The sequence below is a fragment of the Faecalibacterium sp. OM04-11BH genome (genome assembly GCF_003482185.1).
Lineage (GTDB): Bacteria > Bacillota > Clostridia > Oscillospirales > Ruminococcaceae > Faecalibacterium > Faecalibacterium tardum.
The window spans coordinates 96,850-121,708 of record NZ_QULS01000007.1; the positions used below are offsets into that span (position 1 = coordinate 96,850).

Genomic DNA, 24,859 nt, shown 5'->3' on the forward strand with positions numbered 1-24,859 from the left:
GGGCAAAATATTTGCATCTGTTCCCCGTCCGTGTTACAATGGCTATACTACGCTTGGAAGGGAGTTGAAACGCCATGCCCACCGAAAACCGCACTACCTTAACGCCGGACACCCCGGTGCGCTACCTGAAGGGGGTCGGCCCAAAAACCGCAGAGCGGTTCGAAAAACTGGGCATCGTGACGCTGGCAGACCTGCTGTGCCACTACCCCCGGCGGTACATCGACTTTTCCAAGCCCTACTCCATTGCGGAAGCTCCCGCCGACACCGAATGCGTGGTAAAGGCCGAGGTATTCGCAAAGCCCGGCGGGCGCATTTTGCCGGGTGGGCGGCGGATGGAGCGCATCACCGCCGGGGACGATGTAGCCAGTCTGGAGATCACATGGTTCAATAACCCCTACGCCACCCAGAAATTGCAGCTGGGGCAGGAATACTATTTTCAGGGCATCGTTACCGGCGGGATGCTGCGCCGCCAGATGGTCAACCCACAGGTGCGCACCGCCGAGCAGATTCAGGCCGCACCCTTTGAAGCCGTTTACCCCCAGACCGAGGGACTGCCCAGCAGCGTCATCTCCCGCTGCATCCGGCAGCTTTTGCCCCATGCGGAGCTGCTGCCCGACCCGCTGCCGCCGGAAATGCTACAAAAATACCGTCTGCTGCCCAAGGCCGAGGCGGTACGCGCCATCCACTGCCCTGCCACCGAGGAACAGGCCGCAGCGGCGCGGCGGCGGCTCATCTACGAGGAGCTTTTGGTGCTGCAATTAGGCATCGGGCGGATGCGCAGCCGGGGCGCTGCGGCCACCGGGGCACCCATGCGCCGCGCCGACCCAGCCCCTTTCTGGCAGAGCCTGCCCTTTGCCCCCACCGGGGCGCAGCGCCGCGCAGTGGAGGAGATTTTAAACGATATGGCGGGCGAAACCGCCATGAACCGCCTGTTGCAGGGCGATGTAGGCAGTGGCAAAACGCTGGTAGCTGCTGCCGCCATCTGGGCGTGCATCCGGGCGGGATATCAGGCCGCGCTGCTGGCCCCTACCGAAATTCTGGCCGCGCAGCACGCCGAGGGGCTCAACCGGCTGCTTGCCCCCTTCGGGATGCGGGTCGCCCTGCTGACCGGCGGCATGAAGGCCGCCGCCCGCCGCACCACGCTGGCTGCCATCCGCAAGGATGAAGCCGACCTTGTGGTGGGCACCCACGCCCTGATGAGCGAAGGGGTGGAGTTTGCCCGGCTGGGTCTGGCGGTCATTGACGAGCAGCACCGCTTTGGGGTGCGCCAGCGCGGTGCACTGGCCGAAAAAGCCGCGAACCCGCACCTGCTGGTCATGAGCGCCACCCCCATTCCCCGCACGCTGGGGCTTTTGATCTACGGCGACTTGGACATCTCCATTCTGGACGAGCTGCCCCCCGGGCGCACCCCGGTCAAGACCCGGTGCATCACCGGCAAGCGGCGGCGAGACCTGTATCGCTTTCTGGACAGCGAGATCGACAAGGGACGGCAGGTGTATCTGGTCTGCCCTGCCATTGAGGATGTGCCGGACGGCGGGCTGAACGCCGTCAAGACCTACTACGAGGACATCGCCAAGACGCTGCTGCCCGACCGCCGGGTGGGGCTGATGCACGGCAAGCTGAAACCCAAGGAAAAAGCCGCCGTCATGGAGGATTTCAAGGCCGGGCGGTTGGACGCACTGGTGTCCACCACCGTCATCGAGGTGGGTGTGGACGTGCCCAATGCCAGCGTGATGGTGATTGAAAACGCCGAGCGCTACGGCTTGAGCGCCCTGCACCAGCTGCGCGGGCGGGTGGGACGCGGCGCTGCCGAGAGCTGGTGCTTCCTTGTCAGCGACAACACCAGCGAAGCCGTGCAGAAGCGGCTGAAATTTCTCTGCTCCACCACCGACGGCTTTGCCGTGGCACAGTACGACCTGGAGACCCGCGGCCCCGGCGACTTTTTCGGCAGCCGCCAGCATGGTCTGCCCACCTTACAGATTGCCGACCTGATGAACGACACCCGCACCCTGCACGCCGCTCAGAGCGAGGCCGCTACATTGCTTGCTGCTGACCCGCTGCTGGAAAGCCCGGCCCACGCTTTGCTGGCCGCGCAGGTGCAGCAGATGTTCGACAAGGCCGGGCCGATGAACTGAGGACGTTTTTGAATGCGCTCCGCTTTGCTTTGCGCAACTTCAGCGGAAAAAATATTTTTTAGTTCGCGTATATCGCGGCCTGCGGGCCGCGATATACGCTTTTTTCACGGAAGGGGTCGTGACGGCAAACGGCATCCATTACTACAACTTCACGCATAAAAAAGCGGGTCAGAAGCGCTCAGGCTTCCGACCCACGATAGAATATTATTCTTCGCTCCCGACAATGTTTTGCAGGATGCGGGCTGTCAGGGCGTCCAGCTTTGTTTCCAGTGCGGGCAGGTGCAGCAGGCGGTAGAGCCGCTGATACACGGCATCCACCGCGTAGCCCGCAGCGGCAACCAGCAGCACCGCACCGGTCAGGTACGCCAGCGAGGGCAGCAGCGCCCCGCCGAACCGTGGCAGATCTACCCACTGCCACAGCAGTGCCCGGGTAAAATCGCTGTCGTGCAGCAGATACACCCCGAAGGACAGCGGTGCCAGCCGAAAGACCCAGCGCCGCCAGTAGTCCGAGCGGATGCGGATATTCTGGAACAGCAGAAACAGTGCTGCCGAGGCGATGACCGTATCCAGTGCCTGATAGCCATTGATGGTATTCACAAAACCGTTCAGGTGCAAAGTGCTTTCCACTCGCAGCGCCAGCATCCGGTTGAACAGCCCCGCCGCCGAAGCTGCCAGATACGCCAGCAAACACAGCCCGCTGGGCACGGTCACCCGGTATTTGCGGAAATAGGCTGCCATAAAATACAGGATATAGAACCAGATAAAGCTGTACCCGTTATTTACAAAGGTCGCATCCGTTGCCCAGTAGAACAGCGTGCCCCACACGCTTTGCAGCAGCAGCGCCACCAGCAGCAGCGTTTTGTACTGCCGCCGGTCAAGGCTTTGCACCACCGTGTTCAGCACCGGCACTGAGAGGTACATCAGAAAATAGGCCGAGGCGAACCAGTAGCCGTTGGAGGTAAGGGGCAGCAGCGCGCGGAGCAATTTGACTGCCGAGAGCGGGACTGCCCCGGCCTTGACCGCAACGCAGAAGGTGAGCATGGAGTAAAACCACACCTGTGCCCCAATGCGGAACAGCCGTCCGGCGTGGACAGACGCCTTACGCTCCGACAGGTAATAGCCGGAAAGCATTACAAAACAGTTGGTGGACACACGCGCCAGAATAAACAACAGCCAGTAGATCCAGAATGCCACCGACCCCTGCGGTGCAGCACTGCCCAGCCCGCCGTGCCCGATGCCGTGCATCAGCACGATCATCACCATACTGAGGATGCGCATCGTCTCAAAGCCACTATGCCGTTTCTGCTCTTCCATACCCCATTTTCCCCCTTACATTTCCCCTGTTTCCAGCTGCCGCAAAGCCTGCCGCACCTGCTGCTCCGGCCGCAGCCATGCTTGATAGTACGCCGCATTGTGCTGTGCCATAGCCAGTATCGCCGCCGGGTCTGCCAGCAGCTGCCGCAGCTGCTCCTCACACTCTGCCGGGGAGGTATACGTTTTATAGTTTTTTCCTTCTTCAAAGCCGCCCGGCAGGGTATACCGCAGCGGCTCGGTGACGATAGCGCGCCCCGCCGCCACATACTCACCCAGCTTCCAGCCGGTAGAGCCGTGCAGTCCGATAGATGCCACGCAAACTTCCGTGTGCTGCATCCGGTGCAGGTAGGCGCGTTTGCCGGTCAGCTTGTCCGGCAAAATCAGCTCCGGGCACAGCCGCCGGGCGCAGGCGTTGTCCGACACGCCGCCGGTGAACTGCGCCGGGAAGGCACTTTGCAGCCGGTGCAGCAGCTCGATGCGGTCTGCATTCACCTGCCGCCACTCTGCCTGTAACTCCGGGTATTGCTGCACCGCCGGTTCCTCCGGGTCCCACAGACGGGTCAGGAAGAGGATGCGCGGCTTTTTGCGCACCCGGGTCAGCCGGGCTTCAAAGTCCTGCGGGTAGCAGCGGGTGGAAAGCGCCCACTGCTTCAGGCGGCTCTTTGCGCTGCGCTCCGCTTCCAGCGGTGAGCCCGGACAGGTAACGTAGTAGTTCAGCCCCAATGGCCGCAGCTTTGCGGAGATATCGCCCGGGAACTGCCGGTTCTTCTCGGCTGAAAAAGAACGTTTGAACACCACATCCGCCCGGTGGAACAGCGCCAGCACCGCCGCCGGGTCATTATAAAAGTAGCCGTCCATCAGGTCGAACACCACCGTGCGGCCGTCAATTTCCGTTTCCAGCAGCGCCTCCCGGGCAATGGGACTGCCCTGCCGCTCGTCCTGCACCAGCAGGGTCAGTTCCCCGCGCTTTGCCAGCAGGATAAAGCCCGCCAGAATGCCGCTGATGTGCGCCGCGCCCTCCCGGGTGGCAAGTTTTACCGTAACTTCCATATTCCCTCCCGTCAGCGGAACAGCCCGGTGCGCCGCTCGCCCATAGGGATGACATCGCAGAACACACACCGGCTCTTGGTGGAAAGCTGCACATCCTTGTGATAGCAGCCGAAAAACCATTTTTCGTAGGTCAACTTGAGCAAGATCTCGTCCAGAAACAGGTGCAGACGGTTGCTCTCGCCAAGAGCAAGGGCGGTAAAATCCAAAAATCTGCTTGGTGCATCGTGGGTCAGCACATAATCTACCTTGTAGTCTACTTTCTCTAAGTTGCGGCGGCAGGTGTCGTACTCCTCGTCACTAGGCATCTCCTGCTTCCACCAGTTCACGCCCGGCTCCCGGTCGTCCTTATCCTGACTTTCCGCGCCGCCGAAGCAGAGATAGGTCTTGCCCTCCAGCTCCAGCACGCTGCCCCGGCACACATGGTACACGTTACCGCCAAGGCTCTGCACCCTGCCGCCGAACAGCTCCGTCTCCGGGTACTGCGCCAGCAGGTCGTAATTTTCGTGGCTGCCGTCCAGAAACAGAATCGTGTAGGGGCGCTTGCGCAGCCAGTCCAGCCGCTTGCGCTCTGCGGCGCTTCCGTCCCACACAAAGCCGAAATCTCCCAGCACCACCACAGTGTCCTTTTTGCCCAGCCAGCGCAGTTTGCCCTGCTTGAAGCGCTGGATATCGCCGTGGGTATCCCCTGTAAGATATACCATTCCTGCCCTCCCTGCCGGGGCGAAAGAACGGTGTAAAACATCGCAAGGCTCTTGTAACACCCCGGCAAACCTGTTATTATTATAGAACACAGCACACTTGCTGCAAAATTGATCTTCCGGCGCGCTGTACCGCGCAGCCGTATCTCGTATATTTTATCGCTTTTTAAAGGAATTGTCCACATGAAACGTATTTTTGCACTGGTTCTTTCATTTGTATTTCTGCTCAGCTGCCTTGTGCTGCCCGCCGGGGCCATGTTCGACCCCAGCCCGGTATATCAGGTGCAGGCTGCAAGCGCCTATATCGTGAACACCGATACCAACATCATCGTCTATGATAAGGACAGCACAAAGCAGGTGTCTGCCGGCGGTCTGACCAAATATATGACCCTTGCCGTGCTGCTGACCAACTACGCCGACCAGCTGGACAGCACCTTCCAGATGCCCTTTGCCATCTCGGACTATGTTTATAACACCAATAACGCAGATATGCGCTCCAACGAGACTTTCACCTACCGGGAAGCCATGTATGCCATGCTTACCCGCAACGCCAACGAGGCAGCCATGGGTGTGGCGTACACCCTTGCCGGCGGCGATCTGGACGGCTGGGTGGCGCAGATGAACACCCTGTCCCAGCGCATCGGCACCACTGCCAGCAGCTGGACGGACGCCTGCGGCATCGACAGCGGCAACACCACCTGCGCCGTGGATATGTACCTGATCCTGCGTTACCTGATGAGCTTTGACGCCTTTGTGGAGGTCTCCGGTGCACCCAGCTTTACCATGCCCGCCAAGGAGAAGCACCGCTCCTCCTCGGTGCTGGTCAGCCAGAACGCCGCGCTGAGCAAGGCCAGCGGCGGCAGCTACTACCGCAGCGCCATGCAGGGCGGCATGTGCAATGTGACCGCCTTTAAAAACGATACCGGCACCCAGAGCTATGTTTCGTGGGGCAACAAGGACGGTGCCACCTATATCTTCTGTGTGATGGACAGCCCTGACAGCTGCGATACCCTTGGTTACGCCAACCGCCGCCCTGCCCTGTTCGAGACGGTCAAACTGATGGACTGGGTGTTTGACAGCTTTTCCATTCAGGCTGCGCTGGACACCGACCTGACCATTGCGGAGATCCCGGTCAAGTATTCCTCCGACACCGACACTTTGCAGCTGTACCCCAACGACAGCATGATGACCCTGCTGCCCTCCACCAGCGACGGCACCGTCACTCAGAAATACTTCCACCTGCCGGACTACGTCTGCGCCCCCATCCAGCAGGGCGACGTGGTGGGCACGGTGGAGCTGAAGCTGGCAGGCGAGACCATCGGCGTGGTGGATCTGATCGCCGGGCAGGACGTAGCCCGCAACCCGCTACTGTTCGGGGTGGACAAGGTGAAGGAGTTCCTGACCAGCCTGTACCTGAAGGTGGTGCTGGTGCTCAGTTTGATCGCCGCCCTGATCTACGGGCTGTGGCTGCTGTGCGCCAACTGGAACCGCCGCAAGCCCACCAAAAAGATCCACCGCCGCTATTAAGTAAGATAAAGCCCCGCACCGGACACCGCCGTGCTCTGACCGTTCTGGTCAAAGACACAAAGCGCCTGTCCGATGCGGGGCTTTTTTCTGTATTGCAGCGCTTCAGGCGCGATTTTTTAAAAGTTCCGTCAGGCTGCGGAAGGTTTGGCCGTGGTTGCCGGTAACCGTCTCGGCATGGAGCAGGCTGCTGAGAACACTTTCCTCCACGCACTCTGCCACCGCCCGGAACAAAGGGTTGATGGCATCATCGTGGAGCAGGGTCATGGGCAGCAGGGCTTTCTCTGAATAGTGCGGCACCCGGTTGGCGGTGGTGAAGGCGATGACGATCTCGCCGCTGCCGTTGCCGCAGTAAGAGCCGGTACGGGAAAGCCCCACCAGCGCCCGGCGGCACAGCCGCCGCAGCTGCCGCTCGCTCAGGGGGATATCCGTAGCCAGCACCGTGATGATGGAGCCTTTATCCTCGTGGGGCGGGATGCTGTTATTCAGCAGGGTGTGGATAGGCGTGCCCGCCACGATGAGGTCATCGAACAGCGCATGGTTGGAGAGTACCAGTGCGCCCATGGTGTAGGGTTTTCCGTCCAGTTCCACCACCCGGGAGGCGGAACCGATGCCGCCTTTCAGCCCGTGGCAGCGCATTCCCCGCCCGGCACCTACGGCACCCTCGGCAAAATCTGCCTTGCAGTCTGCCAGCGCGGCAAAAACGTGCTGCTCGGTCACATGAAGCCCCCGGATATCGTTCAGGCCACAGTCGTTGCACTCGCAGACCACCGGGTTCACGCTGCCGGTGGTCTCGCAGATGTCGGGGTTTTTCTCCAGCATATACTTTACCAGCGCGGTCTGTGCCGTACCCACGCTGAGGGTGTTGGTAAACAGGATGGGCGTTTCCAGCGTGCCCAGCTCGTCGATCTGCACAAGGCCTGTGGTCTTGCCAAAGCCATTGATGACATAGCTGGCCGCCAGCACTTTTTCGTGGAACACGTCCCCTTGGTGCGGCAGCAGCGCCGTTACGCCGGTCTGCACCACGCCGTCTGCCAAGGTGCAGTGCCCTACCGTCACCCCCGGCACATCGCTGATCTTATCCCGTGCACCTTTGGGCAGCGTGCCCACCTGAAAACCCCATTCGTTCCCTGCAATGCCCATTGTAGCTCCTCCCTGCCTTTTTCTATGGATATCATAGCATTTCCGCTGCCAAAAGTAAACCGCTGTAACAAGCCCGGGCGGGCGTAGAAAAAAGGCTGCCGCGCGGCACAAAATTATTGAGGTGCCGCTGCATTCTCCGTCGGCCACGATCTTCTGAGCGCCGCATAGGAGACCAGAAAGTTTGCAAGCCACCCTGCCGGGACGGCAAGCCAGACAAAGGCAATGCCAAAGCGCGGTGCACAAAGCAGGGCAACGGACAGACGAATGGCAAGGTTTACCATATTTGCAATGAGGAATGGGCGCATGATACCAAGCCCGCGCAGGACGCCATCAGTCGCCATCTTGATGCCCATGAAGATGAAGAAGTAACCCAGCCACCGCATATAATCACCGGACACCTGATAGGCCAGCGCCGTTCCGTCCTTGCCCAAGAACAGCGAGGAGATCTGGGTGTGCAGGGTTTCAATGACCGCAAAGGCAATGACCGCAAAGCACAGGTCCAGCACCAGCGCAGCATGGTAGCCTTTTTTGAGGCGGTCGATCTTCTTTGCACCAAGATTCTGGGAGATATAGGGCGAGACCGCATTGCCGATGGAGACAAAGATCAGCGAGAAAACATTTTCTACCCGCATCGTTGCTGCATATCCGGCAAGCGCCTGTGTGCCGAAGGGGTTTACCACCGCCTGCACGATCATCATGCCGATGGACACGGTGGACTGCTGCAAGACCGATGGCACCGCAATGCGGAGCATGGAAGTCAGCTCCTGCCGGTCGAACCTTTTAAAGGGGCTTTTATACTGCCGCATCCGGTGCAGGAAGATCAAAAACGAAAACACCGCAGAAATGCCCTGTGCGATCAACGTGGCAAGGGCTGCGCCAAACACGCCCAAGCCAAGCCCCGCCACCATCCAGAGGTCCATAAAAATATTCAGGATGGAGGAAAAGATCAGCAGCCCCAGCGGGATCCGGGATTCCCCAATGGAGGTAAACATGGTGGAAAGAATGTTGTACATGAACAAAAACGGGAAACCCACAAAATAGACCCGCAGATACAGCACCGCGTCCTCCAGAATGTCGGCGGGGGTCTGTAAGCCGCTCATCATAGCACGGGAAAAGCTAAAGCCAAAAACGCCAAGGACAACGCTCAAAACCAGAAAGCTGAGCAGGGACGTTGACACGATGGTTTTCATTTTTCCATAGTTTTTAGCGCCAAAATAGCGGCTTACCAGCACACCGGCACCCACACCGGCACCCAGCGCCACACAGATAAAAACATTGGTCAGTGCAGCACAGGCACCGACAGCCGCCAGTGCCGAGGAGCCGACAAACTGACCGACTATGATGGAATCTGCCATGTTATAGACCTGCTGAAAAAAGCTGCCCAGGATCATTGGCATTGCAAAAACCGTCAGCGCTTTCAGCGGCGCATCTGTGATCAGATATTCATCTTTCGACATGATCTATTTCCTTTCAAGCTGTGTTTCTCTCAACTTTTTTAAATTTGCTCTGGCCAAGTATACCACGCTTTTCCCTTGCTGAAAAGCTTCCGCCTACATTCTCGCAAACTGCTTTTATAAAGTCCCGTTTCCCTTTCCCCTCATCTTGACAAGCCCTTTTCTTCCGATTACAATACCAAAAAGAGCCCGCAGACGGTTTTTTTGCTGCCTGCTGCCACAACCTTCCGGGAAAGGATTTTTTATGGAACCAAAAACAAAACAATCTCTGCTCGTTACCGTGGTAGGGGTAACGCTTTTTGTAGCACTGCTGCGGCTTTCTGACGTTCTGGTCTTTGCCGCAAATCTGATAGATCTGGTACTGCCCATTCTGGCGGGCGGCATTCTGGCGCTTTTTATCAACGTACCCATGACCGGGCTGGAAAAGCGGCTGAACCGCCTGTTCGGCAAGGCCAAAAAGCAGCCCTCGGCGAAAGTAATCCATCTTCTCAGCTTTTTCATCACCCTGCTGGGCGTTGTGCTGGTGCTGGTGCTGGCGCTGACTTTGCTGATTCCGGAGCTGGTGCAATCCTTCCACAGCCTGTATGTGCAGATCGAGGCCAATATCCCCCGCTGGACCGCCTATCTCAACGCACAGGATGCCGACATGAGCTGGCTGATGAGCTGGCTGGAGGGTATCAACTGGGAGCAGCTGCTGCACAAGGTCACTGCAAGCATCGATACAGTGCTGGTCAATGCGGTAGGGGCAGTCTCTGCCACGGTGAACATCGTAGTCACCGCCTCGTTTGCACTGATCATCTCCGTCTATATGTCCCTTGGGACGGAGAGCCTCAGCCACCACGCCCGCACGCTGGTGTGCGCCTACCTGAAGCCCTCCCATGCCGCCGGGGTGCTGAAATTCTGCCGCTTGTTCCGGCAGTCCTTCGCAAACTTTTTAACGGGACAATGCAGCGAGGCGGTGATCCTTGGCGTTTTGATGGCTCTTGCGTTTTCCGTTTTCAAGATCCCCTACGGCAGTCTGGTCGGGGTGCTTACCGCCATCTGCGCCATCATCCCCTATGTGGGTGCGCTGATCTCCTGCGTGGTCAGCGTGTTCCTTGTGCTGTTGGTAGACCCTGTGCTGGCGGTGCGCTGCCTGATCGTGTACCTTGCCGTGCAGTTTGTTGAAAACCAGTTCATCTATCCCCGTGTGGTGGGCAAATCCGTGGGGCTTTCGCCGCTGTACACCCTTGTTGCCGCCATGATCGGCGGGAAGCTTTTCGGCATCATCGGCATTATTTTCTTCATCCCCCTGACGGCGGTGGTCATCGAGCTTGTAAAAGAGGACGCCTGTCGGCGTCTGCGCGCAAAAGAGCCGTTGCAATAAAGCAGCGTGCCCGGAAATACCACTTTCCCCTGATACCCTTTCCCCAGTATCAGGGGTATTTTTATGCCGTGCGGCTGCAAAGCACGCGGTTGTTCGCCCTTTTCCATGCAAAATCCTTCAAAAAACAACTTGAAACGCTTTTGTTACGATGGTACAATAAGACTGTCATTTTATGGGAAAATCGGCGTATGCCCAGTGCGGACAGGCCGCGAGCGTGGGGGATCCTGTGGGGTGTGTAAAAATAGCTACGGCAGCACTGCACCCCATTGGTTCTGTGCAGCACTGCCCTCCGAAATGTGAGGAAGGTATTTGTATGATGAAGAAAATTTCCCGCCGCTCCTTTTTGCAGGCTTGCGGCGTTGCAGCTGCCACGGCAGCGCTGACCGCCTGCGGCAGCGGTAAGGCTGAAACAGATAAAAAAGACGATGCGCACGAAGCCGTCACCTTTATGGCACCCTATATGGAGGTAGAAGCCTTTATTGAGCAGGTGCATAGCGTTTACCCGGAAGTAAATGTTGAGATCGTGCCGTACAGCGGCGATAACACCACCACCTGCTTGCAGAATATGTTTGCGGCGGGCGACCTGCCGGATATTTGCACCCTTACGGTCTATAATCCCATGACCGACCTTGTGTCCAACAAGCTGCTGGACCTTTCCGGCTATGATTTTACCGACAACTATGTAGAATCCCGCTTGCAGGATGTGTTCGATAACGGTGCCATCTATCTGCTGCCCTCGGTTTACACCTGCTACGGCATCACCTACAACAAGACCCTGCTGCGGGAACACGGCTGGAAACTGCCCAATTCTTTCGCTGAGCTGGAAGTGCTGGCTGCAAAAGCCAAGGAAGCCGGGGTCGATTTCTGCCTGCCGCAGATCCAGTACCCGGGCTACGGTTTCCAGTATCTGTGCAACATTGCAGATGCCGATTTCCTTGGCACACTGGACGGCAGACTGTGGCAGAAGGATTATCTGTCCGGCAAGGCAAACGTCAGCAACACCCCCGGCATGATGCAGGCAATGGCGTATGTCAAAAAGTGGAAGGACATCGGGATGCTGAACGACTCCGGCGATGCTCTTGACGACAACGTGACCCGGCAGCGGATGGCCGAGGGCAACACCCTGTTTTTGATGGGCAGTGCCACCGGCATCGTGGAGGCAGACGACAACGCCGATAAATTCGGCCTGATGCCCTATCTTTCCGAGAACGGCACCCAGAACGTTTTTGTACTGAAGGTGAACCGCTTCTACGGTCTGAACAAAAAGCTGAAACAGAGCCCCCAGAAGCTGGAAGATGCGCTCAAGGTGATGCGCGTGCTTTCCACCGTTGCGGGCACCAGTGCCCTGCTTGCCGAAAGCTCGCGGAAAAACAGCCTGCTGCCCTTCAAGGACGCAAAGGCAGATGACACCTACTACGCCGATATTGCCAACGCCCTGAACGCGGGCAACACCGCGCCCTTTATCTATTCCGGCTGGGAAAACACCATCGTGACCACCGGCCTTAAAATGCTGGACTTTATCAAGGGCAATGCTACCATGGAAGATGTGATCCGTCAGCTGGACGAGGATCAGGATAGCGTGGTGAACAACACCCCGGATACCATCACCACCGTCACCGAGGAGCTTTCGCAGGAGGACTGCGCCATGCTGGTGGGGCGCTGCTTTGCACAGGCTACCGGCAGCGACCTTGCGCTGGTCTCGCTGAGCACATGGATCCCCGGCAACCCCAGCGAGCAGAACCACTACGGCGTAGCCGCCAAGCTGTACGCCAAGGGCATTACGGATTATGACCTTTCGGTCATCCTGCCCACCGGCTGGAACCGTACCATCCAGACCGTTACCCTGACCGGGCAGCAGATCAACGAACTGCTGGCCACGGGCTACGATGCCTACGGCAACGGCAAGGGCTACCCCTATGTGCTGGTAAGCCCGGTGCAGCCGGAGGCGGGCAAGACCTATCAGGTTGCCATCTGCGGTGTGAGCGACAGACTGGCTGCCGAAGCAACGGTGACAGACAGCGGCGTGGTGGGCATGGACGCCGCAAAGGCTTTCTTTGGCGCTTACAACACCATCAGCCGGGCAGACACCGCATGGAGTTGAATAAAACGGACAGGAGATACTGGATGTGAACAACAAAATCTATAAAAAGCTGTTTGTGGGCTTCGGCTTTGTCATCATCGTGTTGATCCTGACCCTTTTTGTCATGAGCCAGACCTACATCCAGAACCTTGTCTACCACGAGCGGCTGAGCCAGATGGAAGAGGTCACCCACCAGATGTTCCATAGTCTGGAGGATGTGATCGACACCCACTGGGACGAGGTGAATGTACAATGCAATTATTTGTACTACACTCCGCTGGAGACTGATACCGATCTCTACCGCTATCTGAAAAAGCTGTCGGAGCTTTCCAATTACCATGAAAAACAGATCGACCTGATCGCCGTGGACTCTGCCGGACATTATTATACCGCGCATGGCCGCACGGGTCTGCTGCGAGGAATAACCTATCTGGAAAGCGCACCGGAGCGGGTCAGCTATGTTTCCAACGCGCTGACCGAGGACGACTCCCGGATGGTGTTCCTGAAACAGCTCCCCACCCCCATCACACTGCAAAGCGAGACCGGCGAGATCACCCTGCGCTACTTTGGCATCGCCCAGAGTATGACCCAGCTGAACGATTATTTCCGCTGCGACGCCTACGAAAATAACAACAGCGTCTATGTACTGGACAACAACGGCTTCAAGCTGTTTAACGCCAATGATACAGAGCTGCTGAAGGGGCATAACGTATACACCGTGCTCTCCCAGATGTCCTATCTGCACGGTTCTTCCTTTGCAGCAGCAAAGGAGCGGCTTGCCCGCACAGGCTCCTGTTATTCCAACGCCGTGCTGGACGGGACCGAGTATTACTACGCCCTGAAGCAGATGGAAAACGCCCAGTGGACGCTGGCGTTCCTTGTTCCGGCAAAATATGTGGCCGTGAATACGCAGAAGCTGGTCAATATCGTCATGGTCGTTATTGTAGGCTTTGCAACGGTGTTTTCGATCATGGCAGTCATTGCTGGCTGGTTCCTTTTGCGGGAAAAGCAGCAACGGGAGCTGCGGGCCGAAAAAGAGACGAACCTCCGTCTGGAGCAGTATAACATCCAGCTGACGCAGGCAAACGACGAGATGCGGCGGGCGCAGGATGCTGCCGCAGAGGCGCTGCAATCCGCCGAGCGTGCCAGCAAAGCCAAAACGGACTTCCTTTCCAACATGAGCCACGATATCCGCACCCCCATGAACGCCATCATCGGCATTACCACCCTGATGAAAAACGAGCTGCACGAGCCGGAAAAGCTGGCCGAGCATCTGGGCAAGCTGGAAAGCTCCGGTCAGCTGCTGCTGGGCATCATCAACAATATTCTGGATATGAGCCGCATCGAGAGCGGCAAGACCACCCTGAATATGGAAAAAATGAACCTGCCCCAGCAGATCAGTCAGCTGGACAGCATCATCCGGCAGCAGGCAGGTCAGCGCAGTCAGACCTTTACGGTGGAGACCCATTTGCAGCACGAAAACGTGCTGGCCGACCCCAACCGTTTGAATCAGGTGCTGATGAACATCCTCTCCAACGCAGTCAAGTATACGCCCACCGGCGGGCATATCCGGTTCGAGGTGGAAGAGCTGCCCCGGAACGAGCACTACGCCCGGTACCGCTTTGTGGTGCAGGATGACGGCATCGGCATGAGCGCGGACTACCAAAAGACCCTCTTTGACCCCTTTACCCGTGAGGAGCGCTCCGGCACCAACAAGGTGCAGGGCACGGGTCTGGGTATGGCTATTACCAAAAGCGTCATAGACCTGATGGGCGGCTCCATCAGCGTGGAGAGCGCCACCGGCAAGGGCACCCGCTTTGAGGTGGTGCTGGAATTCCCCATTGACACCGAAGCGGACACGGTGCAAAAGGCGCAGGCGCTCCCGGAGGAAGAAGAGACCACTTCTCCCCTGTCCGGCATGAAGTTTCTCTGTGCCGAGGATAACGCCATCAACGCCGAGATTCTGCAAATGCTGCTGGAAACAAAAGGAGCAAGCTGTACCATCTGCCCCAACGGTCAGGAGATCGTGGATGCCTTTGCCAGCGTAAAGCCCGGCGACTATGACATGATCCTGATGGATATACAGATGCCGGTGATGGATGGCTTGGAAGCCACCCGCCGCATCCGCAGCGGCGAAAACCCGCTGGGACGCACCATCCCCATCCTTGCCATGACCGCCAACGCCTTCCTTGAGGATATGCAAAAGAGCAAGGAGGCCGGCATGGACGAACACCTGTCCAAGCCTGTGGACATCAGCGCACTGGAACAGGTGGTAAAGCGCTTCCGCGTTACCCCCCCCCCGAAAATAAATAGCGGTATACAGCGCTTTTGCCGCAAAACACCGCATAACCTTGCATAAAAAAACTGCTGCCCCTTTGCCCGGACGCTTTGGCATCCGGTACGGGGCAGCAGTTTTTTGCGTTATAGAAGGAGCATTCCCCTCAGATGGGCATGGTCTGGTAGAACCAGTCCGAAATGGCCTTGCGGGTGTCGGCGAAGAACTTTTTCACCGGGCAGGCGGCATCCCGTGCTTCCTGTTCCAGATCCGTACCTGCGGGGAAGTTGCGGATGACGGTATACGCCACCGACTGCGGCGGCAGCGACATCATCACAGCCGGGTCGTGCACCACGCAGATCTGCTCGCCTACCGCAAGGGTAGCGGGGTCGAAGGTGGTCTTTTCGTCATGGTCCTGCCAAACGGTGCTGTCGGTGATGATCATCTCATAGCTCTCCTGCTCTTCCGCAGAAACCACAATGGACTCCACCTTGCCCTCTACGGTGCGGCTGACGCCCTCTACTACACCATAATAGTAGAGCTTCTTGGAAAACAGCGCCGAAGCAGTGGGCAGTGCGCTGACACTGAGCAGCAGCACCGCAAGCAGGCAAAAGAGCGAGCGATAGGTCTTTTTCATAGAAAACCTCCATTTTTGATGTTGCAGCGGAGCGCCCGGCGCTCCCGGATGCCTTATTTTACCACAACCACTGTCGGAATTCTATATCCGGGCTTAACCAGCCACGGAAAATCAGCTTTTACGCAAAAAGGACTGCCGTGCATAGCAGCGCACAGCAGTCCTTTTTAGGCTTTTATCCGTTTACTTGCTGATGGAAAGGGTGCCGAATGCAGTCTCTTCAAAGTGGCTGCTGTACAGCTCCTGCATCAGTTTGATGAGCGAGAGGGTATCCTCTGCGCCGGCGGTCTCGTAGCAGGAGTGCATCGCCAGCTGCGGCAGACCGATGTCCACACAGTTCATGGACACCTGTGCCATGGCCAGATTGCCCAGCGTGCTGCCGCCCACCTTATCGGAGCGGTTTGCAAAGTATTGCAGCGGCACACCGGCACGGGCAGCCAGCTCCCGGGCGGCGGCAACGCTCATGCCGTCGCTGGTGTACTTCTGACCTGCGTGGGTCTTGATGACCACGCCCTTGTTCATGTAGGTGCAGTTGTTCACATCGGTGTGCTCCGGGTGGTTGGGGTGCACGGCGTGGGCGTTGTCGGCGCTGACCATAAAGCTGGAAGCCACCGCGCGGTGGAAGTCCTCGTCGTTGCCGCCAAGGCTCTGGGCAATGCGGTGCAGCACATCGTACAGAAAGGTGGAAGCTGCGCCCTGCTTGGTGCCGGAGCCCACTTCCTCGTTATCAAAGAAGGCTGCCACGCCGATGGAGCGGGCGTTCTTGGCAGTCAGCAGACCTTTCAGGATGCCGTAGACGCACTGCTGGTCGTCCAGACGGCCGCAGGAGATGAACTCCTCGTTGCAGCCCCAGACGGTGGCCTTTTCCCGCACATAGAGGAACAAATCGCTGCCAAGGATCTGCTCCTCGGACACCTGCAGCTCCTCTGCGATCAGCTTTTTCAGCGCGCCCTCCTCGCAGGCACCGCCCAGCACAGGCAGCATATCCACCTGCTTGTTGAAGGAAGCCTTATCGTTGACCTCGCGGTTCATGTGGATGGCTACACTGGGGATCATCAGCAGGTCGCGGTCCAGTGCCACCAGACGGGATACGATAGCGCCGTTCTCCTGCACCAGCACACGACCCGCCACAGACAGCGGACGATCCATCCATGTGGCGCAGATCATACCGCCGTAGCCCTCGGTGTTCAGCTTGGTGTAGTTCTGCCCCATGTGGATCTCGGCGTTCTCCTTGATGCGGAAGCAGGGAGAATCCGTATGGGCGGCGGCAACGTTGAAGCTGTAATTTTCCAGCTGGTCGCCCATGCGGAAGGCGATGATGCTGGAACCGTTGCGGCAGACAAAGTAGTCCTTGCCGGGTTCCAGCGCCCACTTGCGGCTTTCCAGCAGCTCGGCAAAGCCTGCCTTCAACAGGATATCCCGCACAGCGGCGGTGGTGTGGTATGCGGTGGGGTTGCCGTCGATGAAGGACAGCATTTCACGGACTTCGGATGCGATCATAAAATAAACCTCCTAATTTCCTGAGAAAAGAGCCGGTCAGTGCTGACCGGCCCCTTTTAAGCATATTCAGGTTACTTTTTTGCAGCGGTCTGCTCGCGCTTTGCAAGGGCGGGCAGAATGAATCCCAGCACGGTCAGCACCACGGGGGTGATAACGTTCAGTGCAAAGGTGAAGGGGTCCTTATCATACATACCCAGCACGCAGCACACGGCGGTAACGGCAAAGCACCAGCCGCCGAAGAACTTGGCCACGGCCTGATTCTTGACAAAGCGGTACTCGGCAGGGATGGTATCGTAGGCATTGCGCAGGGCAATGTAGGCGGCAAACACCCACAGGTAGCGCATGGGCATACACACAGAGTTCAGCTTGGTCAGCTGGCGCAGAACGGCAGCAGCACCGGGCACGAAGGACTGTGCCAGAATGATGGAGCCGGACAGCACAGCCACCATCTTGATGCCGTTGCTGTGCACGCCGTGGGCGTTGACCTTGTGCAGAGCCTGCGGGATGAACTGCTTGGTGTGCTCGTTATCCAGCAGCATACGCAGCGGTGCGTCGATGCTCAAAATCAGCACGGCGAGCTGGCTGATGACGTTGCACAGGGCGTAGATGACCATGAACAGATCGCCCACATGGTAGTACTGACCCAGCTTCTGGAAAGCCCAGTAGGAACTGTTGGCGACATAGGCGTTGAAGCTCTCTGCGCTGGCGTTGATGACGGCGGGGTCGAACATACGGCTCATGGCCAGCGTGCCCAGAATGGCGCAGGTGACCACCATGACGGCCAGCGCAATCATGCCGCGGGGGAAGCCCTTGCTGGGGTTCTCGACCTTATTGACGTAGGGAGAGATCTTCTCGCAGCCGCCCACAGCGAACACCAGAATGGACAGAGAAGTAAAGTAGGTGACGTTGAAGTTGGGGATGAGGCTGCTGAAGCTCAGGTTTGCGTGGACGTACTCTGCCGTGGGGTTGATGGCCGGGGCAGCAAACATCATCACAATGTACAGCAGGGACATGACGAAGGTGCAGGTGCCTGCGGCAGTCAGCAGCTTTTTCAGGGGGTTCAGACCCAGACTTGCAATGTAGCAGCCCAGCAGCAGGATGCAGAAGGTAGCCAGCTGGATGTAGCGGGTGGGGAAGGAATCGTAGGTCTCCGCGTTGCGGAAAACCGCCCAGCTCAGCGCCTTCAAAAAGCCGCTGCCCTTGCTGGCAATGTAGGTGATGTGGCAGGCCCAGTAGGTCCAGCCGGCGTAGTAGGCCAGCTTAGCGTTGGTGGTCTGGTGCAGCCAGGAGCTGACGCCGCCGCCCTCGTTTTTAAAAGCAGAGCCCAGCTCACCCACCATCAGCGCATAGGGGATGAAATACAGGACAAACATGAAGATCCAGCTGAAGATGACCTGCGGACCGTTAAAGTACACAAAGCCGTTGGTAATGTTGCCGAAGCCCCAGACCGTAGAAAAGGCCATGAAGGCAAGGGTAAGCCACGAGATCTTTGTGGCTTTTTCTTTGTTAGACATGCGGACAATTCCTCTCTTTCTTTTCCACACAGGGCGGAAGTTCCTGTAAGAAGGCCGATGTTCCGCATACATTTTGCAATTTTACTAAAAATACAGCAGTACTCGACCAATCACTTTGATAGTATAGCATAATTGCAGATTGTAGACAATCTGCAATTTTCATAAAATGATTGGTCAAAATTTAGACGTTCAGCCAAATTCCCCTTATTTTGCCGTGCCGTCTGCTGCCTGTGCGGCGCTGTTTGCGCTGCGCATCCGCTCCATGGGCTCCATGTAGTGGTCGTAAACAGCGCGGCAGGCAGCCTCGGTGTCGCCGCTTGCCAGCGCCTCGTACAGCTTGGTGTGGATGCCGTTCTGCCGCTGCGCCAGCGTCTCGTGGTTAGAGCCGCTGTTCGCCCCAACAAGCAGGTTGCCGTAGTTCAGGTCGTCCCAGAATTTCAGCAGTCTGGGCAGCCCTGCCCGCTGCACAATGACCGCATGGAAGCGGTTGTCGTTCTCCACGATCTGCGAAAGATCCCCCGGCCGGACGCTGCGCATCTCCTCTAAGATGCCGCGCAGGGTGCGCAGATCCTCCTCCGGGAATTTGCAGTCAAAATAGCGCAGCGCCGTCATTTCCAGATTTGCCCGCAGCAGATAGATCTCGTAGGCGTCCTCCGGCTTTACCCGGCGCACCGAGCAGCCCACGTTGCGCGAATACTCGACCATGCCCTCCTGTTCCAGCTGCCGCAGCGCCTCCCGGATGGGTGCCCGGCTGGAGCCGAACTCCTCAGCCAGTTTCTGCTCAGCCAGCTTTACGCCCGGCTGTAATTCCCCAGTAAGGATCTTGCTTCTGATGGCAGAGGTGATACTTTCCCGTAAAGTCTGAAAGGCAAATTCGCCCATGACTTTTATCCCCCTTTTCTCTTCTACACGTTCTTTTTTGCCGCGCGCAGTCCGCAGCCGCTGCCAGTGCAGCCGCAGGCCTGTAATGCGTGCGCCTTATAAGGATACCACGAAACGGTGGAAAAATAAAGTTTTCTGGCAAAAACAGGTACTTTCTCCCCTCTCCGTCATCGAAGGCCTGTACACAAAAAAATGCCCCCAGAGGGCCTTGCAGCTCTCCGGGGGCATCCTATGTACGTTATGCCTTGGCGCACACGGCCGGCATTTACTCGATCTCGATCAGGTTCGGGTTCTCAGGCAGAGCCTTCGTCTGCTGAGGAGCGGGCAGCTGGATGTGCAGGACACCATCCTCGAACTTTGCGTGGATGTCCTCCTTCTTCACATCGCCCACATAGAAGCTGCGGGCGCAGGTGCCGGAGAAGGTCTCGCGCCGCACATAGCGGCCCTTGTTGTCCTTTTCGTCATTGCTGTGGCTGCGCACTGCCTGAATGGTCAGATAGCCGTCGTTCAGATCCATCTGAACGTCTTCCTTCTTGCAGCCCGGCAGATCAACGTCCACCTCGTAGCCGTTGTCCGTCTGCTTGACATCGGTCTTCATCATGTTTGCACCGCGCTTACCAAAGGTGTCGCGGGCTTCGCGGTTCATCGCACGCTCCAGTGCACCCTCGTTCCAGAACGGATCAAAGAGATCATCGAACAGGTTCTCATGAAAAACAGTCGGCATAAACATAAATCATTCCTCCAATCCCGGCGTTCGGGTCGGGGCAAAAACTTTGAAGCGTCCATTCGGAAAGGCTTTCGGGGGAGCCTTGCGGCTCTCCTTTTGCCCTTCCTCCTGAGCACGCCTCTGTTATAGCACCAGTCATTAGCAATGTCAAGCGTAGAGTGCTAAAATTCATAAAAGAATAATACTTTTGTCACAGCTTCTGCGATTTTATCAAAAATACTGCGCAGCAGCGCGTTTGTTATATTGCAAGCGGAACAAGCATCCCTTGGATATACCCTGCAAAATACGCAATGCCTGTGCTTACAGCAATGCAGACGCCCCACAAGACCCATGCGGCAAGCTTTTTACCGGTCAGCCTGTAAATGGCGTTCCAATACTCCACGTTGCACCATACAAGCGCCGCCGAGAACAAGACCGAGAGCCACTGCGCACGGAAGGACAGCTCCATGCTGATAAGCAGATAGTTCGTCAGCGTATAAAACAGGCTTCTGCCCACGATCTCCGGCACGCTTGAATGCTTTTGCTGCATACCGGTCACCCGTTCTTCCGTTCAAACTCCAGATAGCGCGTGCCCTGAAAGCTCAGCTTTCCGGTATCGCCCTCGACAAGCATTCCGTAATCCGAACCACCTACTTCAAGTTCCATGCGGTCGCCGCTTTCCACCTGAAAGGTCACATAATAGGTGGTGAACGTATGCGCCATCGTATTGTCCGTATGATGGCGGGAAACGTTCATCCGCTTGGCCACCACAGTGGCCGGGACGGTAAGGCGCGGGGACGCATTATTTTTGCTCCATGTGCGCAGGTTGCCCACCACGGTAAATAAAATCATGCCCAGCACCACCAGAAACACCAGCGGGAACAGGATGCTGAAAAGCGCGTCAAACCCGGTATAAAACATATTACCCCTCCAAAATTTCCTCCAGCAGCTGCTTTACGTCCTCCAGAAAGGCATCTTCGCCGAGGGTGTTCATTTTAAAGAACACGGCCTGACTGCCGCCCGCTGCAATGGCCGACAGTCGGATAGGCTCGTCCCCATTCTGGAACAGGGTCAGCGTCAGGCTAAGGCGGTTGCCGCCCACCATGCTGTACCGCTCAAACACCCGCACGCTGCACCGGGCGCTGCCCTCCTTGAAATCGCTGCCGGCTTCCAGCTCTGCCGACCAGCTGCTGTCCGGGATGGCGTGTTCCAGCTTGCGGAGCAGGGTATCGAAGTTCTGGTTGCGGATGGTCTTTTCAAAAATAGCCATAGCTGCCTCCTTTTGCAAAATGCAGTCCCTTTACCCTGAATACGAATGAACGCAGGCAACTATTGCAGCGCCCGCCCTTATTTTACCACTTTTTTCTACCGCCGGGAAGGTCTGCCGCACGTAGACTTCTATTTGAGGGCAGCTTTTTTCTTCCTGTAAACGAGTAAACCCGGAAGGTCTGGGGACCTTCCGGGTTTACTCTATATAATTATTTTTTGCGCAGCTTGGGTGCGGTGGCGTTATAGCTCATGTCCAGCACCAGACGGAGCTTATCCTCCGGGGCGCTGCCGTCCAATGCGGCGGTGATCCAGTTTTCCTTGTTCATGTGGTAGGCCGGGTAAAAGCCCGGTTCTGCCCGCAGGGAGCCGATGAGGATGGGGTCGCATTTCAGGTTCACGATATCCACCGGCTGCTGCCCGGGCAGACCCAGCTTGCTTTTGGGCACAGTGGTGACCAGCGCAAACCACTTGCGGTTTGCCGCATGGCGGAACACCGCCGACTCCGGGGTGTCCATCCACGGGTAGTCCGGCTCCACGCTATAAGTATCAAAAATGAGCTGTTCCAATCCCTTGCGGTTCATTGGCTCGCCCCCTTTACGGCTGCTGTGCCAGCAGCTGCGCCAGCACATCCTCCGGGCGTGGAGTGTGGTTTTTGTATTTTGCCCGCAGCGGAGCGGCGGCGTTATCCATAATGTAGGGCACGCCCACCACGTCCAGCATGGTCTCGTCGTTGTAGTTGTCGCCAAAGGCCATCACCTGTGCAGGGTCGATGCCAAGGGTGCGGCACACGCACTGCACCCCGATGCCCTTGTTGGCAAAGGTGGTATCGATCCAGTACGGGCCCGCCACGGCGCAGTTGGCCTGCTTCCAGCGGGGCACAAAGCGCTCTACATAGTTTTCCACGCCCTCGTGCAGGTACACCGACACCTTGGTGATGTCCTCCGGCACCTCGGCGGGGCTGTGGATGATCTGGTAGTGGTTGCCCACGAACTGCACCCGCTGCAGCATGCCAAGACCGCGCTCCATCAGGTAGGCGGTGTTCTGGCCGGAGAGCATCACCTCGCCCTGCCCCTCGCTGCGGGTCCACATATCGTTGGCGATCTCCTCTGCCAGCGCCCGCGGCATGGGATTTTTGGCGATGCACTGTTCTTCCTTAAAAATCGTGCCGCCGTTTTCACAGATAAACACGCAGCAGTCCGCCACCGGTGCAAAGAGTTTGCGCAGGCTGGTATACTGCCGCCCGGAGGCCGGGCAGAACCAGATGCCCCGCTGATGCAGCGCCCGGATCTGATCAAATATCTCGCCCTCCAGCTCCTTTTTGCCGTATTGCAGCAGCGTACCGTCAATATCGCTGCAAACCAGTCTGATGTCCATGGCTGTTATTCCCTTTCCGTTTTTTCTTATTTTACCACGGTTTTCCGCTGCGGGAAAGCCCCGGGCACGGCTTTTGCGCCCTTTCTCCTGTGCCGCTCAGCGCTTGGGCTGGTAGTGCATACTGGATACATTATAGATGGTAACAAAGGCCTTGGGGTCCTCGCGGTTGATGAAGTTCATCAGCTTCTGATACTCGCTTTTGTCCACGATGGTAATGATCTCGTTGTGCTTTTCAAAGTTGTATGCACCGATGGCCTCGTACATGGTGGCACCACTGTGCAGGTCGTTGATGATGAACTGCCGCAGCGTCTCCTCCTTCTCGGTAATGATGCACACCCGGCGCTTGATGCTGTTGTCGAAGATGAAATGATCCAGCACGATGCCGTTGAAGTAAGTACCAAGAATGCTCAACACCACCGTCTTTTTATCGTAGACAAGGGCGGCAGAGAGCGCCACGCACATGCCCGAAAGAGACATGGCCTTGCCCAACTCCATGTGCAGGTACTTGTTCATGATCTTTGCCACAATATCCAGCCCGCCGGAGGATGCGTTGCGGTTGAACAGAATGCTCAGACCCACGCTGACCACCAGAATATAGCACAGCACATCCAGTTCCTGACTATCTGTCATGGAGCCAAAATCCGGGAACAAACGCTCGAAAAGCCCCAGAAATACCGGCAGCATCACGCTGGTATACACGGTTTTTGCGCCGAACTCCCTGCCGCAGGTGAAAAACCCGATGATGAGCAGCACGGTATTCAGCACCATAGTAATAGCCGAAAGTGGCAGCGGCACAAAATTAGAAAGCACGATGCCAAGGCCGGAAATACTGCTGACGGATGTATGGCTGGGCGCCAGAAAAAAATAGACCGCCGCCGCAATAATGGCAACGGCCCCGGTCAGGATGGCCGTCTCCTTGGCAATTGCGGGGTAGTTCAGCTTCTTGTTTGTCATTGTTGCTCCTCCAAGCTTTTGTTTTCAGCATTCAGTATACCATGCTTTGCGCTTGCAGGAAAGCACCGGGCGCAAAATAACAAAGCCGCCGCACAAAACACTGTGCAGCGGCCTTGCCACCTTATTAAAGCTCTTCGTCCGGGTCGCCACGCTCCGGCATGGTGCGCATCTCCCGCACCAGCATGGCGCGCAGATGATACTTGCGCTGCTCCCGCTCGGTCTCCGAGTCGGTGCGCAGCTCCACCGTGCCGTCAGGGCGGCTGTCGCCCGCGTACAGCGGAATGCTTACCACAGCCTTTGTGCCCTTTGCGGGGGCAGGCTCCAGCTGTAAGCTCCAGTCCATCCGGCGGCAACACTCCCGGCAGAGCAGCAGCCCCAGCTGTGCCCCGCCCAGAAAGCTGCGGCGGTTTTCCAGCGCTGCCTGTACATCCTCGCCGGGCAGCCCGCAGCCATCGTCGGTGACCGTCAGCTGCCAGCCGCTTTCGGTGCGGCGCAGCGCGATGCAGACGCAGCCACCCTCCCGGCTGGCGCGCAGGGCATTGGAGAGCAGATGCAGGCACAGCAGCTCCGCATCTCTGCGGTCTGCCATTACGCAGCAGGCGGTACACCCGCCGTAATCCAGACGGATGTCCACCCCAAGCTGCGCCCGGATCATATCAGACTGCGCCGACACCTGCTGCAAAAGCTCACACAGATCAATGGGGTACAGCTGCGGTTTTGCTTCCTCGTGCAGAAATTCCAGCAGAGTGATTGCCTCGCTGAGGGTGCGGTCCAGCTGCATGGCAGCGGTGTTGATATCCGCCACTGCCTGCCGGGTAGACTCGTCTGCACCGGTGCGGTCAAAATGCTGCTCCAGATATTCACAGTTGCGCCCGATCAGCGCCAGCGAACGGAAGCAGACCTCCTCGACCCGTTTCTGCTGCTCTGCGGTGATAGACCGCATTTCTGTCCTTTGCTGCTCCATTGCTCTGCCTCCCCGGGCGATGC

At 57.6% G+C, this 24,859-nt stretch carries 22 protein-coding genes; 5 read left to right on the forward strand and 17 right to left on the reverse strand.

Annotated elements, in window-relative coordinates; all coding sequences use genetic code 11:
• Positions 1–74: 74 nt before the first annotated feature.
• Positions 75–2,135, forward strand: a complete 2,061-nt coding sequence (recG, locus tag DXB44_RS08055; RefSeq protein ID WP_118658354.1) for an ATP-dependent DNA helicase RecG — start codon at positions 75–77, stop codon at positions 2,133–2,135.
• Positions 2,136–2,339: 204 nt separating this feature from the next.
• On the opposite strand, the gene DXB44_RS08060 is transcribed toward recG, so the two are convergent.
• Genes DXB44_RS08060 through DXB44_RS08070 form a run of 3 tightly spaced genes read right to left on the reverse strand, consistent with a single transcriptional unit; the run spans position 2,340 to position 5,200 of the window.
• Positions 2,340–3,449, reverse strand: coding sequence for an acyltransferase (locus DXB44_RS08060; RefSeq protein ID WP_118658355.1), 1,110 nt, complete (start codon positions 3,447–3,449; stop codon positions 2,340–2,342).
• Between the two features lie 15 nt (positions 3,450–3,464).
• A complete protein-coding gene (locus DXB44_RS08065) occupies positions 3,465–4,499 on the reverse strand; it encodes a glycosyltransferase (protein WP_118658356.1) in 1,035 nt (344 codons plus the stop codon).
• A gap of 11 nt (positions 4,500–4,510) precedes the next feature.
• Complete coding sequence (locus tag DXB44_RS08070) at positions 4,511–5,200, reverse strand: metallophosphoesterase (protein ID WP_118658357.1); 690 nt, start codon at positions 5,198–5,200, stop codon at positions 4,511–4,513.
• 180 nt (positions 5,201–5,380) lie between these two features.
• On the opposite strand from DXB44_RS08070, the gene DXB44_RS08075 reads away from it, so the two are divergent.
• Positions 5,381–6,724, forward strand: coding sequence for a D-alanyl-D-alanine carboxypeptidase (locus tag DXB44_RS08075; protein ID WP_118658358.1), 1,344 nt, complete (start codon positions 5,381–5,383; stop codon positions 6,722–6,724).
• Between the two features lie 102 nt (positions 6,725–6,826).
• Here the strand turns inward: DXB44_RS08075 and DXB44_RS08080 are convergent, their stop codons facing one another.
• On the reverse strand, positions 6,827–7,864 hold the full coding sequence (locus DXB44_RS08080) for a P1 family peptidase (RefSeq protein ID WP_055185400.1): 1,038 nt from the start codon (positions 7,862–7,864) through the stop codon (positions 6,827–6,829).
• Positions 7,865–7,977: 113 nt separating this feature from the next.
• Positions 7,978–9,321 (reverse strand): MATE family efflux transporter, encoded by a 1,344-nt coding sequence (locus DXB44_RS08085; protein WP_118658359.1) that lies wholly within the window; start codon positions 9,319–9,321, stop codon positions 7,978–7,980.
• Between the two features lie 241 nt (positions 9,322–9,562).
• Between DXB44_RS08085 and DXB44_RS08090 the strand changes: the two genes are divergently transcribed.
• The 3 genes from DXB44_RS08090 to DXB44_RS08100 all read left to right on the forward strand — a co-directional run bounded on the left by DXB44_RS08090 (position 9,563) and on the right by DXB44_RS08100 (position 15,123).
• Positions 9,563–10,684, forward strand: a complete 1,122-nt coding sequence (locus DXB44_RS08090; RefSeq protein ID WP_118658360.1) for an AI-2E family transporter — start codon at positions 9,563–9,565, stop codon at positions 10,682–10,684.
• Between the two features lie 313 nt (positions 10,685–10,997).
• Entirely contained in the window at positions 10,998–12,785 is a 1,788-nt protein-coding gene (locus DXB44_RS08095) for an extracellular solute-binding protein (RefSeq protein ID WP_118658361.1), read from the forward strand.
• Between the two features lie 25 nt (positions 12,786–12,810).
• Positions 12,811–15,123, forward strand: a complete 2,313-nt coding sequence (locus DXB44_RS08100; protein ID WP_243111088.1) for an ATP-binding protein — start codon at positions 12,811–12,813, stop codon at positions 15,121–15,123.
• An 82-nt stretch (positions 15,124–15,205) separates the two neighbouring features.
• Here the strand turns inward: DXB44_RS08100 and DXB44_RS08105 are convergent, their stop codons facing one another.
• From DXB44_RS08105 to DXB44_RS08160, 12 genes are all read right to left on the reverse strand, one after another.
• A complete protein-coding gene (locus tag DXB44_RS08105; RefSeq protein ID WP_118658362.1) occupies positions 15,206–15,676 on the reverse strand; it encodes a hypothetical protein in 471 nt (156 codons plus the stop codon).
• A 180-nt stretch (positions 15,677–15,856) separates the two neighbouring features.
• On the reverse strand, positions 15,857–17,173 hold the full coding sequence (locus DXB44_RS08110) for a M18 family aminopeptidase (protein WP_015537756.1): 1,317 nt from the start codon (positions 17,171–17,173) through the stop codon (positions 15,857–15,859).
• A 71-nt stretch (positions 17,174–17,244) separates the two neighbouring features.
• Entirely contained in the window at positions 17,245–18,687 is a 1,443-nt protein-coding gene (locus DXB44_RS08115) for an amino acid permease (protein ID WP_118658363.1), read from the reverse strand.
• Between the two features lie 204 nt (positions 18,688–18,891).
• Positions 18,892–19,569, reverse strand: coding sequence for a GntR family transcriptional regulator (locus tag DXB44_RS08120; RefSeq protein ID WP_118658364.1), 678 nt, complete (start codon positions 19,567–19,569; stop codon positions 18,892–18,894).
• Positions 19,570–19,834: 265 nt separating this feature from the next.
• Complete coding sequence (locus DXB44_RS08125) at positions 19,835–20,299, reverse strand: Hsp20/alpha crystallin family protein (RefSeq protein ID WP_118658365.1); 465 nt, start codon at positions 20,297–20,299, stop codon at positions 19,835–19,837.
• A gap of 235 nt (positions 20,300–20,534) precedes the next feature.
• The gene (locus DXB44_RS08130; RefSeq protein ID WP_097779881.1) at positions 20,535–20,825 is read right to left on the reverse strand and encodes a hypothetical protein; all 291 of its coding nucleotides are present in this window, start codon (positions 20,823–20,825) and stop codon (positions 20,535–20,537) included.
• Between the two features lie 5 nt (positions 20,826–20,830).
• Positions 20,831–21,196: a DUF2500 domain-containing protein gene (locus tag DXB44_RS08135; RefSeq protein WP_118658367.1), complete on the reverse strand. Its 366-nt coding sequence runs from the start codon at positions 21,194–21,196 to the stop codon at positions 20,831–20,833.
• 1 nt (position 21,197) lies between these two features.
• Positions 21,198–21,545 (reverse strand): DUF6054 family protein, encoded by a 348-nt coding sequence (locus DXB44_RS08140; protein WP_118658368.1) that lies wholly within the window; start codon positions 21,543–21,545, stop codon positions 21,198–21,200.
• Positions 21,546–21,753: 208 nt separating this feature from the next.
• On the reverse strand, positions 21,754–22,125 hold the full coding sequence (locus DXB44_RS08145) for an MmcQ/YjbR family DNA-binding protein (RefSeq protein WP_055185413.1): 372 nt from the start codon (positions 22,123–22,125) through the stop codon (positions 21,754–21,756).
• A gap of 13 nt (positions 22,126–22,138) precedes the next feature.
• Complete coding sequence (locus tag DXB44_RS08150) at positions 22,139–22,918, reverse strand: HAD family hydrolase (RefSeq protein WP_118658369.1); 780 nt, start codon at positions 22,916–22,918, stop codon at positions 22,139–22,141.
• Positions 22,919–23,014: 96 nt separating this feature from the next.
• Positions 23,015–23,872, reverse strand: a complete 858-nt coding sequence (locus tag DXB44_RS08155; RefSeq protein ID WP_118658370.1) for a YitT family protein — start codon at positions 23,870–23,872, stop codon at positions 23,015–23,017.
• A gap of 124 nt (positions 23,873–23,996) precedes the next feature.
• A complete protein-coding gene (locus DXB44_RS08160) occupies positions 23,997–24,836 on the reverse strand; it encodes a HAMP domain-containing sensor histidine kinase (protein WP_118658371.1) in 840 nt (279 codons plus the stop codon).
• Positions 24,837–24,859 lie beyond the last annotated feature (23 nt).